This window comes from Pseudarthrobacter sulfonivorans (assembly GCF_014712225.1).
GTDB classification, from domain to species: domain Bacteria; phylum Actinomycetota; class Actinomycetes; order Actinomycetales; family Micrococcaceae; genus Arthrobacter; species Arthrobacter sulfonivorans.
Genome location: NZ_JACXBW010000001.1, coordinates 1 through 17,914 on the forward strand (window position 1 = coordinate 1; position 17,914 = coordinate 17,914).

At 65.9% G+C, this 17,914-nt stretch carries 12 protein-coding genes; 3 read left to right on the forward strand and 9 right to left on the reverse strand.

The window, feature by feature from the left end; translation table 11 throughout:
* Positions 1-96 precede the first annotated feature (96 nt).
* The 9 genes from IAQ70_RS00005 to glmS all read right to left on the reverse strand — a co-directional run bounded on the left by IAQ70_RS00005 (position 97) and on the right by glmS (position 14,476).
* The gene (locus tag IAQ70_RS00005; protein WP_190987273.1) at positions 97-1,182 is read right to left on the reverse strand and encodes an inositol-3-phosphate synthase; all 1,086 of its coding nucleotides are present in this window, start codon (positions 1,180-1,182) and stop codon (positions 97-99) included.
* A 160-nt stretch (positions 1,183-1,342) separates the two neighbouring features.
* Positions 1,343-2,380, reverse strand: a complete 1,038-nt coding sequence (gene mgrA / locus IAQ70_RS00010; RefSeq protein WP_190987274.1) for an L-glyceraldehyde 3-phosphate reductase — start codon at positions 2,378-2,380, stop codon at positions 1,343-1,345.
* Positions 2,381-2,472: 92 nt separating this feature from the next.
* Entirely contained in the window at positions 2,473-4,242 is a 1,770-nt protein-coding gene (treZ, locus tag IAQ70_RS00015) for a malto-oligosyltrehalose trehalohydrolase (RefSeq protein ID WP_190987275.1), read from the reverse strand.
* On the reverse strand, positions 4,239-6,566 hold the full coding sequence (gene treY, locus IAQ70_RS00020) for a malto-oligosyltrehalose synthase (protein WP_190987276.1): 2,328 nt from the start codon (positions 6,564-6,566) through the stop codon (positions 4,239-4,241). The genes treZ and treY overlap by 4 nt, the downstream gene beginning before the upstream one ends.
* Complete coding sequence (gene glgX / locus IAQ70_RS00025; RefSeq protein WP_190987664.1) at positions 6,563-8,821, reverse strand: glycogen debranching protein GlgX; 2,259 nt, start codon at positions 8,819-8,821, stop codon at positions 6,563-6,565. The genes treY and glgX overlap by 4 nt, the downstream gene beginning before the upstream one ends.
* Positions 8,822-9,034: 213 nt before the next feature.
* Positions 9,035-10,564, reverse strand: coding sequence for an NAD(P)H-hydrate epimerase (locus IAQ70_RS00030; RefSeq protein ID WP_190987277.1), 1,530 nt, complete (start codon positions 10,562-10,564; stop codon positions 9,035-9,037).
* A gap of 36 nt (positions 10,565-10,600) precedes the next feature.
* Positions 10,601-10,948 carry a holo-ACP synthase gene (locus IAQ70_RS00035; protein ID WP_190987278.1) on the reverse strand — a complete coding sequence of 116 codons (348 nt, stop codon included), beginning with the start codon at positions 10,946-10,948 and terminating at the stop codon, positions 10,601-10,603.
* A 120-nt stretch (positions 10,949-11,068) separates the two neighbouring features.
* The gene (locus IAQ70_RS22550) at positions 11,069-12,403 is read right to left on the reverse strand and encodes a sensor domain-containing phosphodiesterase (RefSeq protein WP_223858559.1); all 1,335 of its coding nucleotides are present in this window, start codon (positions 12,401-12,403) and stop codon (positions 11,069-11,071) included.
* Positions 12,404-12,583: 180 nt separating this feature from the next.
* On the reverse strand, positions 12,584-14,476 hold the full coding sequence (glmS, locus tag IAQ70_RS00045) for a glutamine--fructose-6-phosphate transaminase (isomerizing) (protein WP_190987279.1): 1,893 nt from the start codon (positions 14,474-14,476) through the stop codon (positions 12,584-12,586).
* Between the two features lie 88 nt (positions 14,477-14,564).
* Between glmS and coaA the strand changes: the two genes are divergently transcribed.
* The 3 genes from coaA to IAQ70_RS00060 are packed head-to-tail and all read left to right on the forward strand — an operon-like array spanning position 14,565 to position 17,862.
* Positions 14,565-15,530 (forward strand): type I pantothenate kinase, encoded by a 966-nt coding sequence (coaA, locus tag IAQ70_RS00050; RefSeq protein WP_190987280.1) that lies wholly within the window; start codon positions 14,565-14,567, stop codon positions 15,528-15,530.
* Positions 15,531-15,535: 5 nt separating this feature from the next.
* Positions 15,536-16,417, forward strand: a complete 882-nt coding sequence (locus IAQ70_RS00055) for a M15 family metallopeptidase (RefSeq protein WP_190987281.1) — start codon at positions 15,536-15,538, stop codon at positions 16,415-16,417.
* Entirely contained in the window at positions 16,303-17,862 is a 1,560-nt protein-coding gene (locus IAQ70_RS00060) for a glycosyltransferase family 87 protein (protein ID WP_190987282.1), read from the forward strand. The genes IAQ70_RS00055 and IAQ70_RS00060 overlap by 115 nt, the downstream gene beginning before the upstream one ends.
* The last annotated feature ends 52 nt before the right edge of the window (positions 17,863-17,914 follow it).

Consider the following 17,914-nt stretch of genomic DNA (forward strand, 5'->3'; position numbering starts at 1 on the left):
GGAGTGAGAGAGCGTCACGTAAAAACCCACATTAAGTGAGAGAGGATCGCCCGGAAACCCACATTAAGTGAGAGAGCGTCGCAGGGGTGGGAGGGGTTAGCGCTCCAGGTCGCCGCGGATGAAGGCCTCGACCTTTTCGCGGGCGAGGTCGTCGTTGAACTGCTCCGGCGGGGACTTCATGAAGTAGCTGGAAGCGGAGAGCAGCGGGCCGCCGATACCGCGGTCCAGGCCGATCTTGGCGGCACGGATGGCGTCGATGATCACACCGGCGGAGTTGGGTGAGTCCCACACTTCGAGCTTGTATTCCAGGGACACGGGGGCGTCGCCGAAGTTGCGGCCTTCCAGGCGGACGAAGGCCCATTTGCGGTCATCGAGCCACTGGACGTAGTCGGACGGGCCGATGTGGACGTCCTTGGCAGCCAGCTCGGCTTCGACGTTGGAGGTGACGGCCTGGGTCTTGGAGATCTTCTTGGACTCGAGGCGGTCGCGTTCCAGCATGTTCTTGAAGTCCATGTTGCCGCCGACGTTCAGCTGGTACGTGCGGTCCAGCGTGACGCCGCGGTCTTCGAAGAGCTTGGCCATCACGCGGTGCGTGATGGTGGCACCGATCTGGCTCTTGATGTCGTCGCCCACGATCGGGACGCCGGCAGCGGTGAACTTGTCGGCCCATTCCTTGGTGCCGGCAATGAAGACCGGCAGGGCGTTGACGAAGGCCACGCCTGCGTCGATGGCAGCCTGGGCGTAGAAGTGGGCAGCATCCTCGGAACCAACCGGAAGATAGCAGACCATCACGTCGGCCTTGGATTCCCGGAGCGCGGCGACGATGTCAACGGGCTCTTCGGTGGACTGCTCAATGGTCTCGAGGTAGTACTTGCCGAGGCCATCCAGGGTGTGGCCGCGCTGGACAGTCACGCCGGTGGGAGGAACGTCGGCGATTTTGATGGTGTTGTTTTCGCCGGCGAGGATGGCGTCGGCAAGGTCAACGCCCACCTTCTTGCCGTCTACATCAAACGCGGCAACAAACTGGACGTCGTTGACGTGGTACTTGCCGAACTCCACATGCATCAGACCCGGGATCGTGGCCTGGGGGTCGGCGTCGCGGTAGTACTGCACACCCTGGACGAGCGAGGCGGCGCAGTTACCTACACCAACAATGGCAACACGAATCGGATTTGCAGACACGGAACTCCTTTGAAGACAACCTCAGCCGCCAGGACGGTCAACACCGGAAAGTACGACGGCGGCGCGCTGGCAGTGCGCCAATCGGCGCTTTATCATCTTACCCAACCAAGCGGCGGCCGGGATTGTTCCCGGCCCCCGCAATGTCAAAAGTGCGGCTACGTTACTTCTGCTTCCAGAGGTTGATGTCCGATTCCACGGCGAACTCGTCGATTGCCTGCAGTTCATCGTCCGTGAATTCAAGGTTGTTGATGGCGGCGAGGCTGTCTTCCAGCTGCCGGACGCTGGAAGCGCCGACGAGGGCGGAGGTCACCGAAGAGCCCTTGCCCTGCTCACGCAGGATCCAGGCGACGGCCATTTGCGCCAACGTCTGGCCCCGGCCTTCCGCAATGGCGTTGAGCCCGCGGATACGGCCCAGGGTCTCGTCCGTGATCATGCCCTGGTCCAGGGACTTGTCCTGCGCCGCCCGCGAATCGGCGGGCACGCCGTTGAGGTAGCGGCCCGTGAGCATCCCCTGGGCCAGCGGTGAGAAGGCGATGCAGCCGGCGCCCACCTGCTCCAAGGCCTCGTAGAGGTTAGGGCTGCCGTTCTCGGTCCAGCGGTTCAGCATGGAGTAGCTCGGCTGGTGGATCAGCAGCGGCGTGCCGAGTTCCTTCAGGATCCGGGCCGCTTCCAGGGTCTGCTCCGGCGTGTAGGACGAGATGCCGGCGTACAGGGCTTTGCCCGAGCGGACGGCCTGGTCCAGGGCACCCATGGTCTCTTCCATCGGCGTTTCCGGGTCCGGGCGGTGGCTGTAGAAGATGTCCACGTAGTCCAGGCCCATGCGCGCCAGGGACTGGTCCAGGCTGGCCAGCAGGTACTTGCGCGAGCCAAAGTTGCCGTAGGGGCCGGGCCACATGTCGTAGCCGGCCTTGCTGGAGATGACGAGTTCGTCGCGGTACGGCTTGAAGTCGTCTTTGAAGTGGCGGCCAAAGTTGGTTTCGGCTGCGCCGTAGGGCGGACCGTAGTTGTTGGCGAGGTCGAAGTGGGTGACGCCCAAATCGAAGGCGCGGCGCAGGATGGCGCGCTGCACTTCGAAGGGCTTGTCGTCACCGAAGTTGTGCCAGAGTCCCAGCGAGATGGCCGGGAGCTTCAGACCGCTGCGTCCGACGCGGCGGTAGGGCATGGATTCATAGCGGTTTTCCGCGGCTGAATAAGTCATACGTTCTATCCTGCCACCTGTGACCCAGGCAACAGGACAGAGCGCCGGTGTTACGCCGCGGGCTGACAGAAGCCAGCCCGCGGCCATTCACCCTAGAACTGCACGATTGCGGCACTCCATGCAGGGAGGCTGAGCGAGCCGCCTTCCGGCTGCGCAGCGTCATCAGTGCTGAGCAGTACCGTTCCGCCGACGTTCTCAAGCCGTGCCGCCTCCGGGGAGAAGTTCAGCAGCACCTCCACGGGCCCGCGCCGGAAACGCAGCCAGCCGGCGTCGTCGTCGAACGTCACGTCGGTTTCCGCGAAACCCAACCCCGCCAGGTCGGGATGCTCGCGACGCAAGGCCGTCAGCGACCGGTACAGGGCCAGCAACCGCGCGTGGTCACCGTCGGATGCCTCCGCCCAGTCGAGCTTGGAGCGCCGGAACGTTTCGGGATCCTGCGGATCGGGCACGACGGCGGGATCCCACCCCATGCGCTCGAACTCGCGGATCCTGCCCTCCGCCGTCGCCTTGCCCAGCTCCGGTTCGGGATGGGAGGTGAAGAACTGCCACGGCGTGGAGGCCGCGAACTCCTCGCCCATAAACAGCATGGGCGTGAACGGCGAGGTCAGCGTCAGGACTGCCGCCACGGCCAACGGGCCGTAGGGCAGGGACTGGGACAGCCGGTCCCCGGTGGCGCGGTTGCCGATCTGGTCATGGTTCTGGTTGCACACCACCAGCGCGGCAGGGTGGACCAGGGAGGTGTTGATGGGCCGGCCGTGGTGGCGTCCGCGGAAGCTGGAGTAGCTTCCGTCGTGCAGGAAGCCGTCCTGGAGGACCTTGGCCAGCACGCCGAGGGACGCGAAGTCGGAGTAGTACCCGGTGGTCTCGCCGGTGACGTTGACGTGCACGGCATGATGGAAGTCGTCGCTCCACTGCCCGGCGAGGCCGTAGCCGTTGGCCTCGCGGGGGTAGATCAGCCGGGGATCGTTGAGGTCCGACTCGGCGATCAGCGTCTTGGGCAGCCCGGTCTCGGCCGAGATGGCGTCGCCCAGCGCACCGAGGTCCTCCAGCAGATGCACGGCACGCTCGTCACGGAGCGCGTGCACGGCGTCCAGGCGCAGGCCGTCCACGTGGTAATCGCGCAGCCAGAGGGCGGCGTTGTCCAGGATGTATTCACGCACGACGTCGGAGCCGGGGCCATCGAGGTTGACCGCATCACCCCACGTGTTGGCGTCGCCCTGCTTGAGGTACGGGCCGAACCGCGGCAGGTAGTTCCCGCTGGGGCCCAGGTGGTTGTAGACCACGTCCTGGATGACGCCCACCCCGGCGGCGTGGGCGGCGTCCACAAAGCGCTGGTAGGCAGCGGGCCCGCCGTAGCCTTCGTGCACCGCGAACCACTGCACGCCGTCGTAGCCCCAGTTGTGGGTGCCGTTGAAGCCGTTGACCGGCAGCAGTTCCACAAAATCGACACCAAGGTCCGCGAGGTAGCCGAGCTTGCCGGCCGCCGCGTCCAGGGTCCCCTCAGGGGTGAAGGTTCCCACGTGGAGCTCATAAATGACCGAGCCACGCAGTTCCTTCCCCTCCCAACCGGGGTCCTGCCAAGCGTGCGAGGCGGGATCGTACGTTCGGGACAGGGCGTGAACGCCGTCCGGGAGGCGGCGGGACCGGGGGTCCGGCAACGGGGTGGTGTCGCCGTCGAGCAGGTAGCCGTAGTCCACCACACCGTCCTCGGGCGCGTCAGGCGCGGACCACCAGCCTTCCGCGCCGGGGGCGGCGGCCACCTGCTTCATAGGGTACTGCTGCCCGTTGGCGAGCAGGACCACCGCAGAGGCATCCGGCGCCCAAACGTCGAACCGTTCGGATCCTACATTGACCACAGTCATTCGTTTTCTCCATCCACCGGTACGAGCAAAGCCACCGGGTAGGTACCCAGGACGGCGGCCACCGAAACGGTTCCGGCCCGGTAAGTGACGCCGGTGAGCTCGTCCTTCATCGCGGTGGGGAGTTCGACGGCGGTGTCCCGCCACCCGCCGTCGCGCTCAAGTCCCAAGGGGAGCCGGGTAGCGAAGGTCAGGAGCCCGGGCGCCCCGGGAGCGCCGCGGTGGAACGCCAGCAGATGCTGCGCCGCCGCGCCGGACGCGGTCAGCGGGCTGTAGCCCTGGAAGAGTTCGGGCCGGTCGCGGCGAAGCCGGAGTGCGCGGGACGTCACGAGCAGCTTGCTGGTTTCGGTACCCGCTGCAGGCAGGGTGCCGGCGTCGATCGCTGCCAGCTCCTTGACCCGCTGCGCAAAGTCAACCGGCCGCCGGTTGTCCGGGTCGGTCAGCGACCGTTCCCAGAACTCAGAGCCCTGGTAAACGTCTGGCACGCCGGGCATGGTCAGCTGGATGATCTTTGCCGCCAGTGAGTTGGACGCGGCGGCGGAGTCGATCCGTGCCACGAAGTCCTCCACCACGCGGGTGACCCGGGCGTCGTCGAACGCCGCGTCCACGGCTGCGGTGACGCTCGCTTCGAACTTTTCGTTTGGGTTCGTCCACGTGGTGGAATTGCCCGCCTCACGGGCAGCCTTTTCGGCGTAGCCCTGCAGGCGCTCCCGCGAAGCCGGCCAAGCGCCCACGACCGCCTGCCACAGCAGGTTCTCGAACGGGCCGTCGGGCACCGGGGCCAGTTCGCGGAGGGTGTTCAGCGTGGCCTTCCACTCGTCCGGCAGTTCGGCGATGACCGAGATCCGGGCACGGGCGTCCTCGCTGCGCTTGGTGTCGTGGGTGGACAGCGTGGTCATGGAGAGGGGCAGTTCCTCCTGCCGGCGTTTCATCCGGTGATGGAACTCCTCCGGTGCCACTGAGAACTCGGTGGGTTCGGCCCCCACTTCGGTGAGCGTGCCCAGCCTCGTGTAACGGTAGAACGCCGTGTCCTCCACCCCCTTGGCCATGACCATCCCCGAGGTCTGCTGGAAGCGTACGGCGATGGGTTTGGCGGGGTCGAGCAGCAGCGGCAGGAGCGTGCCCACGGCCGCGGCAAGGTCGGGACGGTGCTCCGCCGCCGACCCGCAGGCTTCCTTCAGGATCTCCGCCCCCGTCGGCAGGTACGTGCGGTAGACCGGGAAGGAGGCAATGATTTCGGCGATGGCATCCGCCGCGACGTCCAGGGCGAGCCCGGCCGAAGCAGGCACCAGGCGCGCCAGCCGCAGCACCTCGGCCCGCAGGATGCCGTCGGCGATCATCCGCTTGGTGCCGCGGATCATTTCCGCGTAATCGGCCGGAGCGCCGGTACCCCGCAGGGCAGCATCCAGCGCGTCCAGGGCGGGTCCGCCCGAAGGGTCCACGAGGACCCGGTCCACCTCCGCCAGTGCGTCGTAGCCGGTGGTGCCCTCGCAGGCGAAGTCCCCGGGAAGCTCCTCTCCCGGCTCCAGGATCTTCTCCACCAGGACGTACGCGCCGCCGCTGACTTCCTTGAGCCAGCGCAGGTACCCGGCTGGATCCGCCAGGCCGTCCGGATGGTCCACGCGGAGCCCGTCCACCAAGCCCTCAGAGAACCAGCGCTTCACTTCGGCATGGGCCTGGTCGAAGACCCAACGGTCCTCTACCCGGATGCCCGCCAGCGTGGTGACGGCGAAGAAGCGCCGGTAGTTCAGCTCGGCATCCGCGCGGCGCCAGTCCATCAGCTCATAGTGCTGGCGGCCGTGTACATCCTGCGGCGAATCGCCGTCAGAATACGAGCCCGCTGCGAGCGGGAAGCGGTGGTCGTAGTACCGGAGCTCCCCGTCCTTCACTTCGAGCTGGTCCAGGTCCGCGTCCGAGCCCAGCATCGGAAGGCGGATCTTGCCCCCTCCCAGCTCCCAGTCGACGTCGAACGCTTCCGCGTAAGGCGAGGCGCGTCCCTCCCGCAGCAGCGACCACCACCAGGGGTTCTGCGCCGGCGAGGCCACACCCACGTGGTTGGGGACGATGTCCACGAGCACACCCATGCCGTGGGCGCGGGCAGCCTTGGAAAGTGCCAGCAGCCCTTCGGGTCCGCCCCGGTCCGGATCCACCGACGACGGATCCGTCACGTCATAGCCGTGATCGGACCCGCTTTCAGCGGTCAGGATCGGAGAGAGGTAGACCCAGTCGACGCCCAGGGACTTCAGGTAGGGAACCGTTTCGGCAGCATCAAAGAGCGTGAAGCTGCTGCGGATCTGGAGCCGGTAGGTGGACGCCGGAGCCTTCACTTTGCGGGACCCTTCGGCTTGCTGACCTTCTTTGTCTTCTTGGGCTCCGGCACGGCGGGCGTGCTCAAAGCGGCGGTTTCGGCGGTGGCGGTCTGCGACAGTGCGGCGAGCGACGCGGCCACGGAGTGATCCGGTTCCGTCTCCTCAATGGTGTGGGCTCGGAGCACCACCAGGGACTTTGCGTCCACAGGCAGGCCCTCCCCTGCCTTAACAGGTGCGGTGTCGGCGTTGTGGCCTGCGGTGTCGATGATGATGTCCCAGGCGGGCGCGTACTCGTCGGACGGCAGGGTGAATTTCACCATGTCGTCGTGGGCGTTGAAGTACAGGACGAAGTTCACGTCCGTGATCCGGCGGCCGCGTTCGTCCTTGCCCTGGATGCCGTCGCCGTTGAGGAACACGCCCACGGAACGGCCAAAGCCGCTGTCCCAGGCTTCCGGTTTCATGGTGTCGCCGGAGGGGTCCAGCCATACGATGTCCGGCAGTCGTTCGCCTTCGCCTCGCAGCACGGGGCGGCCGTCGAAGAACCGGCTCCGGCGGAACGTGGGGTGCTTGGCGCGAAGCGCGTTGACGGCGGCCGTGAATTCGATGAGGGGCTGGTCGATGTTCTCCCAGTTGATCCAGGTCAGTTCAGAATCCTGGCAGTAGCCGTTGTTGTTGCCCTGCTGGGTGCGGCCCAGTTCGTCGCCGTGCAGCAGCATGGGGACGCCCTGGGAGAGCAGCAGGGAGGCGATGAAGTTCCGCTGCTGGCGGGCGCGCATCCCAAGGACGGCGGGATCGTCGGTGGGGCCTTCGGCGCCGCAGTTCCAGGACCGGTTGTGGGATTCGCCGTCGTTGTTGTCCTCGCCGTTGGCGTCGTTGTGCTTCTCGTTGTAGGAGACCAGGTCCGCGAGGGTGAAGCCGTCGTGGGCGGTGACGAAGTTGATGGACGCCACGGGACGGCGGCCGGAGTGTTCGTAAAGGTCGGCGGAGCCGGTGATGCGGGAAGCGAATTCGCCGAGGGTGGCCGGTTCGCCGCGCCAGAAGTCGCGGACAGTGTCGCGGTACTTGCCGTTCCACTCCGTCCACTGCGGCGGGAAGTTGCCCACCTGGTAGCCGCCGGGGCCAACGTCCCACGGCTCGGCGATCAGCTTGACCTGGGAAACCACCGGGTCCTGCTGGATGAGTTCGAAGAACGTGGAGAGCTTGTCCACGTCATAGAACTCGCGGGCCAGGGTGGAGGCAAGGTCGAAGCGGAAGCCATCCACGTGCATTTCGGTGACCCAGTAGCGCAGGGAGTCCATGAGCAGCTGCAGGGAGTGGGGCTGGCGGACGTTAAGCGAGTTGCCCGTGCCCGTGTAGTCCATGTAGTGCTTCTCGTCGCCCTCCATGAGGCGGTAGTAGGACTGGTTGTCGATGCCCTTGAAGGACAGGGTGGGGCCCAGGTGGTTTCCTTCGGCGGTGTGGTTGTACACCACGTCCAGGATCACTTCGATGCCGGCCCGGTGCAGCGACCGGACCATGGCCTTGAAGTCCTGGACCTGCTGGCCTGTGTCGCCGGTGGAGCTGTAGGTGTTCTGCGGGGCGAAAAAGCCGATGGTGTTGTAGCCCCAGTAGTTGTTCAGGCCTTTGTCCTGCAGGGTCCCGTCATTGACGAACTGGTGCACCGGCATCAGTTCGATGGCGGTGACGCCCAGCTTCTGGAGGTGCGAGATGACGGACGGGTGCGCGACGCCGGCGTAGGTGCCGCGCTGCTCCTCGGGGATCTCGGGGTGGAGCTGGGTGAGGCCCTTGACGTGGGCTTCGTAAATGACCGACTTGTGATACGGGACGCGCGGCAGGTGGTCGCCGTCCCAGTCGAAGAAGGGGTTGATGACCACGCCCATCATCATGTGCGGCGCGGAGTCATCGTTGTTGATGGTGTCCGGCTCTTCGCCCAGGTTGTACGTGAACAGGGCCGGGTCCCAGTCAATCTGGCCGTGCACGGCCTTGGCGTACGGGTCCAGGAGCAGCTTGTTCGGGTTGAACCGGTTGCCGGACTGGGGGTCGTACGGTCCGTGGACGCGGTAGCCATACTTCTGGCCGGGCTGGACCTGCGGGATGTAGCCGTGCCACACGTAGCCGTCCACTTCATCGAGGCTGAACCGCGTTTCCCCGCCGTTGTCGTCGAAGAGGCAGAGCTCCACCTTTTCGGCGCGTTCGCTGAACAGCGCGAAGTTAGTGCCAGTCCCATCAAAAGTGGCGCCAAGCGGATAAGCCGATCCGGGCCAGATTTCCATCATGCGTGCTCCTCGTTGTTGTTCGACATCGGGGCGGGCGAAATCATCGCCGCGCCACCCAGCCGGTGCAGAACCTATGCCTACGGTAGCGGGTGGGTGTGACTATTACGTTTCTAGCCCCCGTGTTTACTAAGCATGCTGACTTTACCGCAAACCTCTGCTATGGCAGCAATCCTCGACCCGGCCATGGAATCAGCGGGTCCACAGTTCAGGTCAGCCCGCGAGCCGTCCCCAAACCTCCGGCACGGCGTCAGCAATCCGCCCCGCGGTTAGCGGTCCCCCGCCGGCCGCGGCAGTGCCTGCCAGGCCGTGGAGGCTGGCACCCAGGGCCGCGATCGCCGCCCAGCGCTCGTCCGGATCGATGCCCGCGTTCCGGAAGCGCCCGACGTCGGACCCCACCTGGGCGAGCAGCGCACCGATGATCCCGGCCAGGACGTCGCCGCTCCCGGCCGTGGCGAGCCACGGCGTGCCGTCCGCCTGGCTGTAGAAGTCCCGTAAGGGCGATGCGACCAGGGTGGTGGCGCCTTTGAGCAGGACGGTCGCCTCAGTCAGCACGGCCGCCTGCCGCACTGCGTCCAGCGTGGTCGCCTCCACGGCCGAGCGATCGTAGTCAGCGCCGAGCCGGTCCAGGAGCGATGCCAGCTCGCCGGCGTGCGGGGTCAGCACCACCTGCGGCGCCAGGACGTCGGGAAGGGCCGGCAGCGCACCGGCGTCGGCGATCACCGGCAGGCCCGATTCGACGGCGTCGCGGGCGCGCTGCAGCTGGTCCGGGTCGCCGGGGCCCATGCCCGAACCAACCAGCCAGGCCTGGACCCGGGTGTCCGCCACGGAGCCGGTGCTGCAGACCACCTCGGGGCAGGACTGGCGCACCAGGTCTGCCACCTCGGGCGGCCCGAGGTAGCGGACCATGCCCGCGCCGGCGGCCAGCGCCCCGCGGCAGGCCAGCACCGCGGCGCCGGGATAGTCGGCAGATCCGGCAACGACGCCCAGAACCCCGCGGGTGTACTTGTGTGCGCGCCTCCCGGGCTGCGGCAGCAGCTCTGCCAAATCCGAAGCCTCGAGGCGCCGCAGGGCCGGCGAGGGAAGATGTTCCTCGATGCCGATGGGAACCACCTGGACGCGGCCGGTGTGGTCGGCGCCGGGGTCGGCCAGCAGGCCCACCTTGGCGGCGCCGAAGGTGACGGTCAGGTCGGCGGAGAGCACGGGGGCATGGGCTTCGCCGGAATCGGCGTCCACGCCGCTGGGGATGTCGCAGGCCACCACGAGCCGGGACGCACCGGACCGCACGTCGGCGAGACCGGCCACCAGTGCGGCAGCAGCTCCCCGCAGCCCGCCCCGCGCACCGGTCCCCAGGACAGCGTCTATGACGACATCGGCACCCGCCACGTCTGCCGTCAAAGCGCCGACATTCGCATCAGTGAGGAAAACCGCCTGCCCGCCGGCGCGCTCAAAAGCAGCCAGCGCCTCGGGGTGGGCGGCGTCCCCGGTAAGTACCGCCGTCGTACGCATTCCCCTGGCGGCCAGGAAGGATGCGGCGAAGAGGCCGTCTCCGCCGTTGTTGCCCTTGCCGGCGAGGACGGCCACGCCGGTGCCGTAGAGCGGCCGGCCGCGGGCCTGCAGCTCGTGGACGATGGCGTTGGCGAGTCCGTAGGAGGCGCGCTGCATCAGCACGGCGCCCATCCCGGCTGCCAGGAGCGGCTGTTCGGCCGCCCTGATCTGGGTTCCGGTGTAGGCGCTGATCATGGTGTCAGGTGCTGGGGCGTCCCGGCGGAGGGGCGCTCAGCCTTCGGCGAGGACCGTGGCGGTGGCGATTCCGCCGTCGTGGCTGATGGACACATGCCAGCGCTTGACGCCCTTGGACTCGGCCACGGCCAGGACGGTGTCCTTCACCTGGATGGTGGGGCCGTGCTGGTCCAGCCCGATCCAGCAGTCCTGCCAGTTCATGCCGGCCGGCGCGCCGAGCACCTTGGCCACGGCTTCCTTGGCCGCGAACCGGGCCGCCAGGGACCGGGTGTTCAGCTCGCGTTCCGCCGGAACGAACAGCCGGTCGCGGAGCCCCGGTGTCCGTTCAAGCTGGCGGCCGAACCGCTCAATGTCTACAACGTCTACGCCAATGCCAACAATCATGGCACTACTCTACGGTGACGCCCATGCCTGCAGCGCGCACTGCGCGCTGCAGGGTCTTTAGATGTCGGAGGGCGCCACGAGACGGCATCCAGCCTCCCCAGGGTATTGAGGCCAGCATCCTCACCTTGTGGAGTCGCTGATGTCTGTTTTGTGCCAAGCCGCCCAGTCTGCGGGGTGGAGAGAGGGTCGGCCCAGGAAGTAGCCCTGACCTGAGGTCATGCCAAGTTCGGTGACGGCTGTGAGTTCCGCCTGGGTTTCAATGCCTTCGGCGACGATATGGGCATCGATTTGGTGGGCGAATTCGACCATGGCGGCGCCGAGCGCCCGCTGGCCCCGGTCGATGTCGATGCCGGCGATGAGGCTACGGTCCATTTTGATGAGGTCGGGCCGGAGTTGAAGGACATGGCGCATGGAGGCGAAACCTGATCCGGCGTCGTCGACGGCTATCCTGAGGCCGCTTTGGCGCATGGGTTCAAGTGCAGCCAAAAGCGGTACGTATTCGTCCACTGCCAGGCGTTCTGTCAATTCCAGAACGATCCTCTCAGCGGCCAGACCGGATCGCTCCAGCAGCACGGGCAGCCGGGGGTCCAGACATGTGTCGGGTGAGAGGTTGAGCGCGACATAGAGGTGCTCGGGGAGCTTCGCCGCCTTGCGGAGTGCAGCCTCCAATGCTGCGAATTCAAGTTCTCCCCCGAGGCCGACGCTGGTGGCTTCGCTGAACCAGTGCTCCGGGCTTCGGCCGTCGTCGCTGGGGAACCGGGCCAGCGCTTCAACGCCGGTCATGGTTCCGGTGGCGAGTTCGTAGATGGGTTGGAAGGCCGTGAGGATCATGCCGCCCTGGACGGTGCTGCCGATCCGTTCCCTGATGCGGCTCTTGAGGAGCGCCCTCACAGTTTGCGTGGGCAGAGGACGGCTGCTTCCTTCGAATCCAGGTCGCGGTCCTTCCCGTGTGGGGCGTGACCTGCCGGATACTTCCATCCAGACGGGTGCGCCGTTGCGGTGCCGGTAGGAGATCCTGACGCCGGTCCAATCTGGACCGTGATCACCTAATTGGCCTGCAATTGCCTCGCGCGCACTGGCGAGCTCATCTGGATCGATAACTGTACCGACGGGTCTGCCGATCAGTTCGTCAGGTTCATAGCCGAGAAGTGTCGTGCTTGCCCTGCTTGAGAAGGTGAAGTTTTCGTGGCCATCGACGGCCCAGACCCATTCCTGGCTGGTGTCGAGAACAGTCTCCATAAGGTCGGACACGGCCCGGCTCCGGTCATGCTCCCTGCGTTGAGTGCGGAGGCCCCGCACCGCCGTCCACCCCGCAAGCAGGATCAGACCTCCGGCGACGGTGCTGAGTACGCCGGCTATGGCCGGTGTCTCAGGGGCGTTGGGAGCCCAGAAGTACAATCCAATCACGATTGTGATGGCAAAGGCCGCCTGCACGCTGAGCACGCAAAGGAGCATGTGGCTGGCCTTGAATGACTGAATTTCTGTTTTACGACGTCGGACCATGGTGCACCCCCTCTTCTCATGCTAGCCGCGTTCCGCAATGGTCGGGGCTGAGCACAGAAGCCCCGAGCCCTAGGGCCCGGGGCTTCCGTTTCGCTGGGGGAACAAACCAGCTCCCGGCCGGTCAGTCCACGGTTACTCTACGGTGACGCTCTTGGCGAGGTTGCGCGGCTGGTCCACGTCGTAGCCCTTGGCCGCGGCGAGTTCGGCGGCGAAGATCTGCAGCGGGACGGTGGTCAGCAGCGGCATCAGCAGCGTCGGCGTTTCGGGGACGTAGAAGACGTGTTCGGCGTAGGCCTTCACGGCTTCGTCGCCTTCCTCGGCGATGACCAGGGTGCGGGCGCCGCGGGCGCGGACTTCCTGGATGTTGGAAACCACCTTGGCGTGCAGCGAGTCTCGGCCGCGAGGGGACGGGACAATCACGAATACCGGCTTGCCCTCGTCGATCAGCGCGATGGGGCCGTGCTTGAGTTCACCGGCGGCGAAGCCCTCGGCATGGATATAGGCGATTTCCTTGAGCTTCAGGGCACCTTCGAGGGCAACCGGGTACCCCACGTGGCGGCCCAGGAACAGGACGGACTGCTCGTTGGCCATGCTGCGGGCAAGTTCACGCAGGGGCCCGGCACCGTCGAGGATGGTCTGGATCTTCGCCGGGATCTTGCCCAGGTCCGCCAGGACGTCCTTGATCTGCCCGGAGAAAATGTTTCCGCGCAGCTGCGCCAGGTACAGGCCCAGCAGGTAGGCCGCCGTGATCTGCGCCAGGAATGCCTTGGTGGAGGCAACCGCGATCTCCGGGCCGGCGTGGGTGTAGAGCACGGCGTCGGACTCACGGGGAATGGTGGACCCGTTCGTGTTGCAAATGGAGATGGTCTTGGCACCCTGTTCGCGGGCGTACCGGACAGCCATCAGGGTGTCCATGGTCTCCCCGGACTGGGAGATGGAGACAATCAGGGTGTTCGCGTCCACAATCGGGTCGCGGTAGCGGAACTCGTGCGCCAGCTCCACCTCGGTGGGGATCCGGCACCAGTTCTCAATGGCGTACTTCGCCACGGTCCCGGCGTACGCGGCGGTACCGCAGGCCAGCACGATGATCTTGTTGACCTTCTTGAGCTCCTCCGGATCGATGCGAAGCTCATCCAGGGTCAGGTTCCCGTTGAGGTCCGAGCGGCCAAGCAGCGTCTGGCGGACGGCGTCAGGCTGATCGTGGATTTCCTTTTCCATGAAGGAGCTGAAGCCGCCCTTCGTGGCCGATTCGGGATCCCAGTCAACGTGATATTCCTTGCCCTCGGCCGGGGCGCCGAAGAAGTCCGTGATCTCCACGGAATCTGCGGTGATGGTGACAATCTGGTCCTGGCCCAGCTCCACCGCACGGCGGGTGTAGTCAATGAACCCGGACACGTCCGAGCCCAGGAAGTTCTCGCCCTCGCCCAGGCCAACCACCAGCGGGGAGTTGCGGCGGGCAGCCACCACAACACCGGGCTGGTCGGCGTGCACGGCCAGCAGGGTGAACGCACCCTCCAGCTGCTGGCAGGCGAGCTGCATCGCCTTGGTCAGGCCGCCGTCGGAAACGTCCCCGTTAAGTTTGGTGCGGAAGATATCGCCCAGCAGTACGGCCGCGACCTCGGTGTCCGTCTCGGACGCGAACTCGTAGCCCTTGGCCACCAGGTCCAGCTTCAGCTCGGCGAAGTTCTCAATGATGCCGTTATGGATCAGCGCCAGCTTGCCGCCGTCGGCCAGGTGCGGGTGCGCGTTCTGGTCCGTGGGGCCGCCGTGCGTGGCCCAGCGTGTATGGCCGATGCCGGTCAGCGTCTCCGGCAGCGGGTGCTCCTCCAGCTCGGCGAGGAGGTTGCTCAGCTTGCCGGACTTCTTCCGGGACTGAATGGCCCCGTCCGAGACCACCGCAACGCCCGCGGAGTCGTAACCCCGGTACTCCAGGCGGCGCAGTCCCTCAAGGACCACATCCAACGCACTGTGACCGGCATTCCCACGGCCATCAGCATGACCCACATATCCCACAATTCCACACATGCGCTACAGCTTATCGGCAGCCGGGTTGAGATTTAAACTTGGGGCGTGGCATTTCGCTCTCAGCCGCGGGCGGGGCAGAATCTCTAAAGTGACTTTGCAACGCAACGAAGCGAACGGTGAGGGTGTCTCCCCGTTCGTTGAGCTGGACCGCCAGACCTGGTCCCGGCTCGCCGCCCAGATGGAGCAGCCCCTTAACGAAGAGGACATTGTCCGTCTGCGTGGTCTCGGCGATCCACTGGACATGAAGGAAATCCGCGAGGTCTACCTGCCCCTGTCCCGGCTCCTGCACCTTTATGTCGAGGCTGCGGGCCAGCTGCATTCGGCCACCACCACCTTCCTGGGTGAGAAGACGCAGCGCACGCCGTTTGTTATTGGTGTGGCCGGTTCCGTGGCTGTGGGGAAATCCACCATTGCGCGTGTGCTCCGGGAGATGCTGCGGCGCTGGCCCGGGACCCCGAACGTTGAGCTGATCACCACGGACGGATTCCTCTATCCCCTGGCTGAACTCAAGCGCCGGCAGCTGCTGGAACGCAAGGGTTTCCCCGAATCCTACGACCGGCGCGCGCTGCTCCGTTTTGTGAGCGAGGTCAAGGGCGGCGCCGAGGAAGTCCGGGCACCGTGGTACTCCCACGTCACGTACGACATCGTGCCCGAGAAGGAAGTGGTGGTCCGCCGCCCGGACGTACTCATTGTGGAGGGCCTGAACGTGCTGGCCCCGGCCCGCCCGCGCCAGGACGGCCGGCAGGGCCTGGCAGTGAGCGACTTCTTCGACTTCTCCATTTATGTGGACGCCAAGACCTCCTACATCGAGGAGTGGTACGTGGAGCGGTTCCGCAGGCTCCAGAGCACGGCGTTCGCGCAGCCCGAGTCCTACTTCCACCGGTACGCCTCCCTCTCCCCCAGCGAGGCGGAGAGCACCGCCCGCGACATCTGGAAGCGCATCAACGAACCCAACCTGGAGGAAAACGTCCTCCCCACCCGCGGCCGGGCGCAGCTGGTGCTGTCCAAGGACGCGGACCATTCCATCCGCCGCATGCTCCTGCGGAAGGTTTAACCCACGTGTGCCACGACTGTGTGGCCGGCGGTGCCGCCTCAGGGGCCAGCCGACGGTCCTTCGCCCGTTTCCTCGCCGCCGGAGCGGGGCTGACTGTCCTGGCAGCGTGCACCCCGGAGGCACCTGTGGCGGTGGCGCCGTCGTCGCCCGCCCCCGTTCCAACCGTGACATCCGACTACACCTCCCCCTCCGCCGCCGCAGTGGAAAGCACGACGGCGGCAGCTGAGCCGCCTGCGCAGGCTCCCGTTCCGCCGTCGGCGGCTGCGTCATTGCCCGGCCAGTTTTCGCTGACGGATCCGGCCAGCCCCTGGGTGGTGGTGAACAAGCACCGTCCGCTGCAGCCGGCGGACTATGCCCCGGCGGACCTGGTCCAGCCGAATGTGCAGCTGGCGGTATCCGGCGAGGCGGCCCTGCTGAACAGCACAACGGCGGCGGCCGCGGAGGCAATGTTCGCCGCGGCCGCGCGGGACGGCGTGGTCATGACTCTGGCGAGCGGCTACCGCTCGTACGGCACGCAGGTGGCCACCTACAACGGGTATGTGGCAGCCCGCGGCCAGGCGGATGCCGATACGGCCAGCGCCCGGCCGGGCTACTCGGAGCACCAGACGGGGTGGGCCTTCGACATCGGCGACGGCGGCGGGGCGTGCGGCTTCCAGCCCTGTTTCGCGGACCAGCCGGCCGCGGTGTGGGTGAAGGCGAACGGTCACCGGTTCGGCTTTGTGGTGCGGTACCCGTGGTGGCTCCACCCGATCACCGGTTACTACTACGAGCCGTGGCACCTGCGGTACATCGGCGTGGAGGCCGCCACCGACATGGCGAACCGGGGCATCAGCACACTGGAGGAGTACTTCGGGGTGGAAGCAGCGCCGGGGTACGCCGGGAATTAATCTCGGCCGAATACAACCTCATATGCTGCTTTTGTCATGTACCCTCACATTCCATGTCGAGTAGAGGCAATGTCCGTCCGTCTTCCATCCTGGTCCGAACCGTGCGGCTGAATTTCTCGCGGCTGCTGGGGCATGCGGACCGTTTCATCACGGAAGAGCGACTGCGGCTTTATCCGATCGTGTTCATCGTCGGGTCGGTGGTCGCGGTGACAATATCTTCCGCAATTAGAATCGCCGATCCCACGGTTCAGGGCGCACTTATGCCTGACTACCTGGCCCACTGGACAGGTGGCGGTCTCCTAATTTCGGCTGATCCAAGCATCCTCTACGACCCCCAAACCCAATCTGCGTTCCAGAGGAACGCGCTGGGCACTGATGTTGCCCTCTCATGGTTCGTCTCTCCCCCGATCGTTGCGGCGTTTTATGCTCCTTTCGCATTGCTGCCCTACAACATCAGCGGAATTCTGTGGCTGATTGTGAGCACAGCCCTTCTTGTGTGGTGTGTTCTGAGTTTGAAATCCCTGGCCCCGACCCTTATGGGCCGCAAGCGAAACGTTGTCATTCTCGCTGTCTTGGCTTCGGCGCCAGTCTTCGAACTGCTTGGCGGAGGCCAGGACTCGGCGTTCACCTTGGCTGTTTGGCTGGTTGGGATACGGCTGCTCGGCAGTCATCACAACGCCTGGGCAGGTGTTGTCCTGGCGTTGGGCTTCGCTAAACCGCAGGTGGTAGTCCTTGTGCCACTGGTTCTACTGGCCACACGGAATTTCCGCGCTCTGGCGTCTTTCGTCGTAGCCTGCGGCCTGCTGCTCGGCATTTCGATCGGACTTGTGGGAGTTGATGGTCTCCTGAGATGGGCCGCGGCCCTATCGAGCCCTCTGTACGTCGACGAAGTTCAGCAGGGCCAGGCATGGAAGATGCTGGGCCTGCCCTCCTTGGTGCAAGGGCTCCTTCCGCCGGCACTGGGCGGCCTGATCGCCCCGGCCCTGATGTGGGCCTCCCTCCCAATCGGCGCAAGCATTTTGTTGTTCCGGCTTCACAGAAACCGCACACAGCAAGCGGAAACCCCGGCCATCTGGAGCGCCACTTTGGCGACAACTGCAGTGTTTTCGCCCCACTTCCTCACGTACGACGCGGTCCTTCTGATTCCGGTCATCGTCCTTCTCCTTGAGCTGCGCCCGTCCCGTTATGTTCGCGTTTCAGCGGTCAGCCTTTTTGTACTCATTTGGCTCACGCCCGTTTTCCATCTGGCTGCCGCTCAGCTCCCGTGGCCCCTTTCCGCGGTTGACGCACCGTGGGCCGCCATTCCGATGGCAGCGATATGGATTGAATCCCTGCGAGCGCTGCACGGCCCGGCCGCAGGAATCGGACAACGGCCGGCGGCCGCCACGGAGTGCTTCAAGGCCGCGGATCCTTCACCGTCCATTGAAGGCCAGCAGCACGGATGAATTCTTAACCGTCTGGACTTCCGCAGCCGCCCTGACGGTCAGTGCGTTGACT

Coding starts and splice junctions, on each gene's coding strand:
- mgrA (WP_190987274.1), bottom strand. CDS start 2,380: ATGACTTATTCAGCCGCGGAAAACCGCTATGAATCCATGCCCTACCGC.
- IAQ70_RS00035 (WP_190987278.1), bottom strand. CDS start 10,948: ATGATTGTTGGCATTGGCGTAGACGTTGTAGACATTGAGCGGTTCGGC.
- treZ (WP_190987275.1), bottom strand. CDS start 4,242: ATGACTGTGGTCAATGTAGGATCCGAACGGTTCGACGTTTGGGCGCCG.
- glmS (WP_190987279.1), bottom strand. CDS start 14,476: ATGTGTGGAATTGTGGGATATGTGGGTCATGCTGATGGCCGTGGGAAT.
- IAQ70_RS00030 (WP_190987277.1), bottom strand. CDS start 10,564: ATGATCAGCGCCTACACCGGAACCCAGATCAGGGCGGCCGAACAGCCG.
- glgX (WP_190987664.1), bottom strand. CDS start 8,821: ATGGAAATCTGGCCCGGATCGGCTTATCCGCTTGGCGCCACTTTTGAT.
- IAQ70_RS22550 (WP_223858559.1), bottom strand. CDS start 12,403: ATGCTCCTTTGCGTGCTCAGCGTGCAGGCGGCCTTTGCCATCACAATC.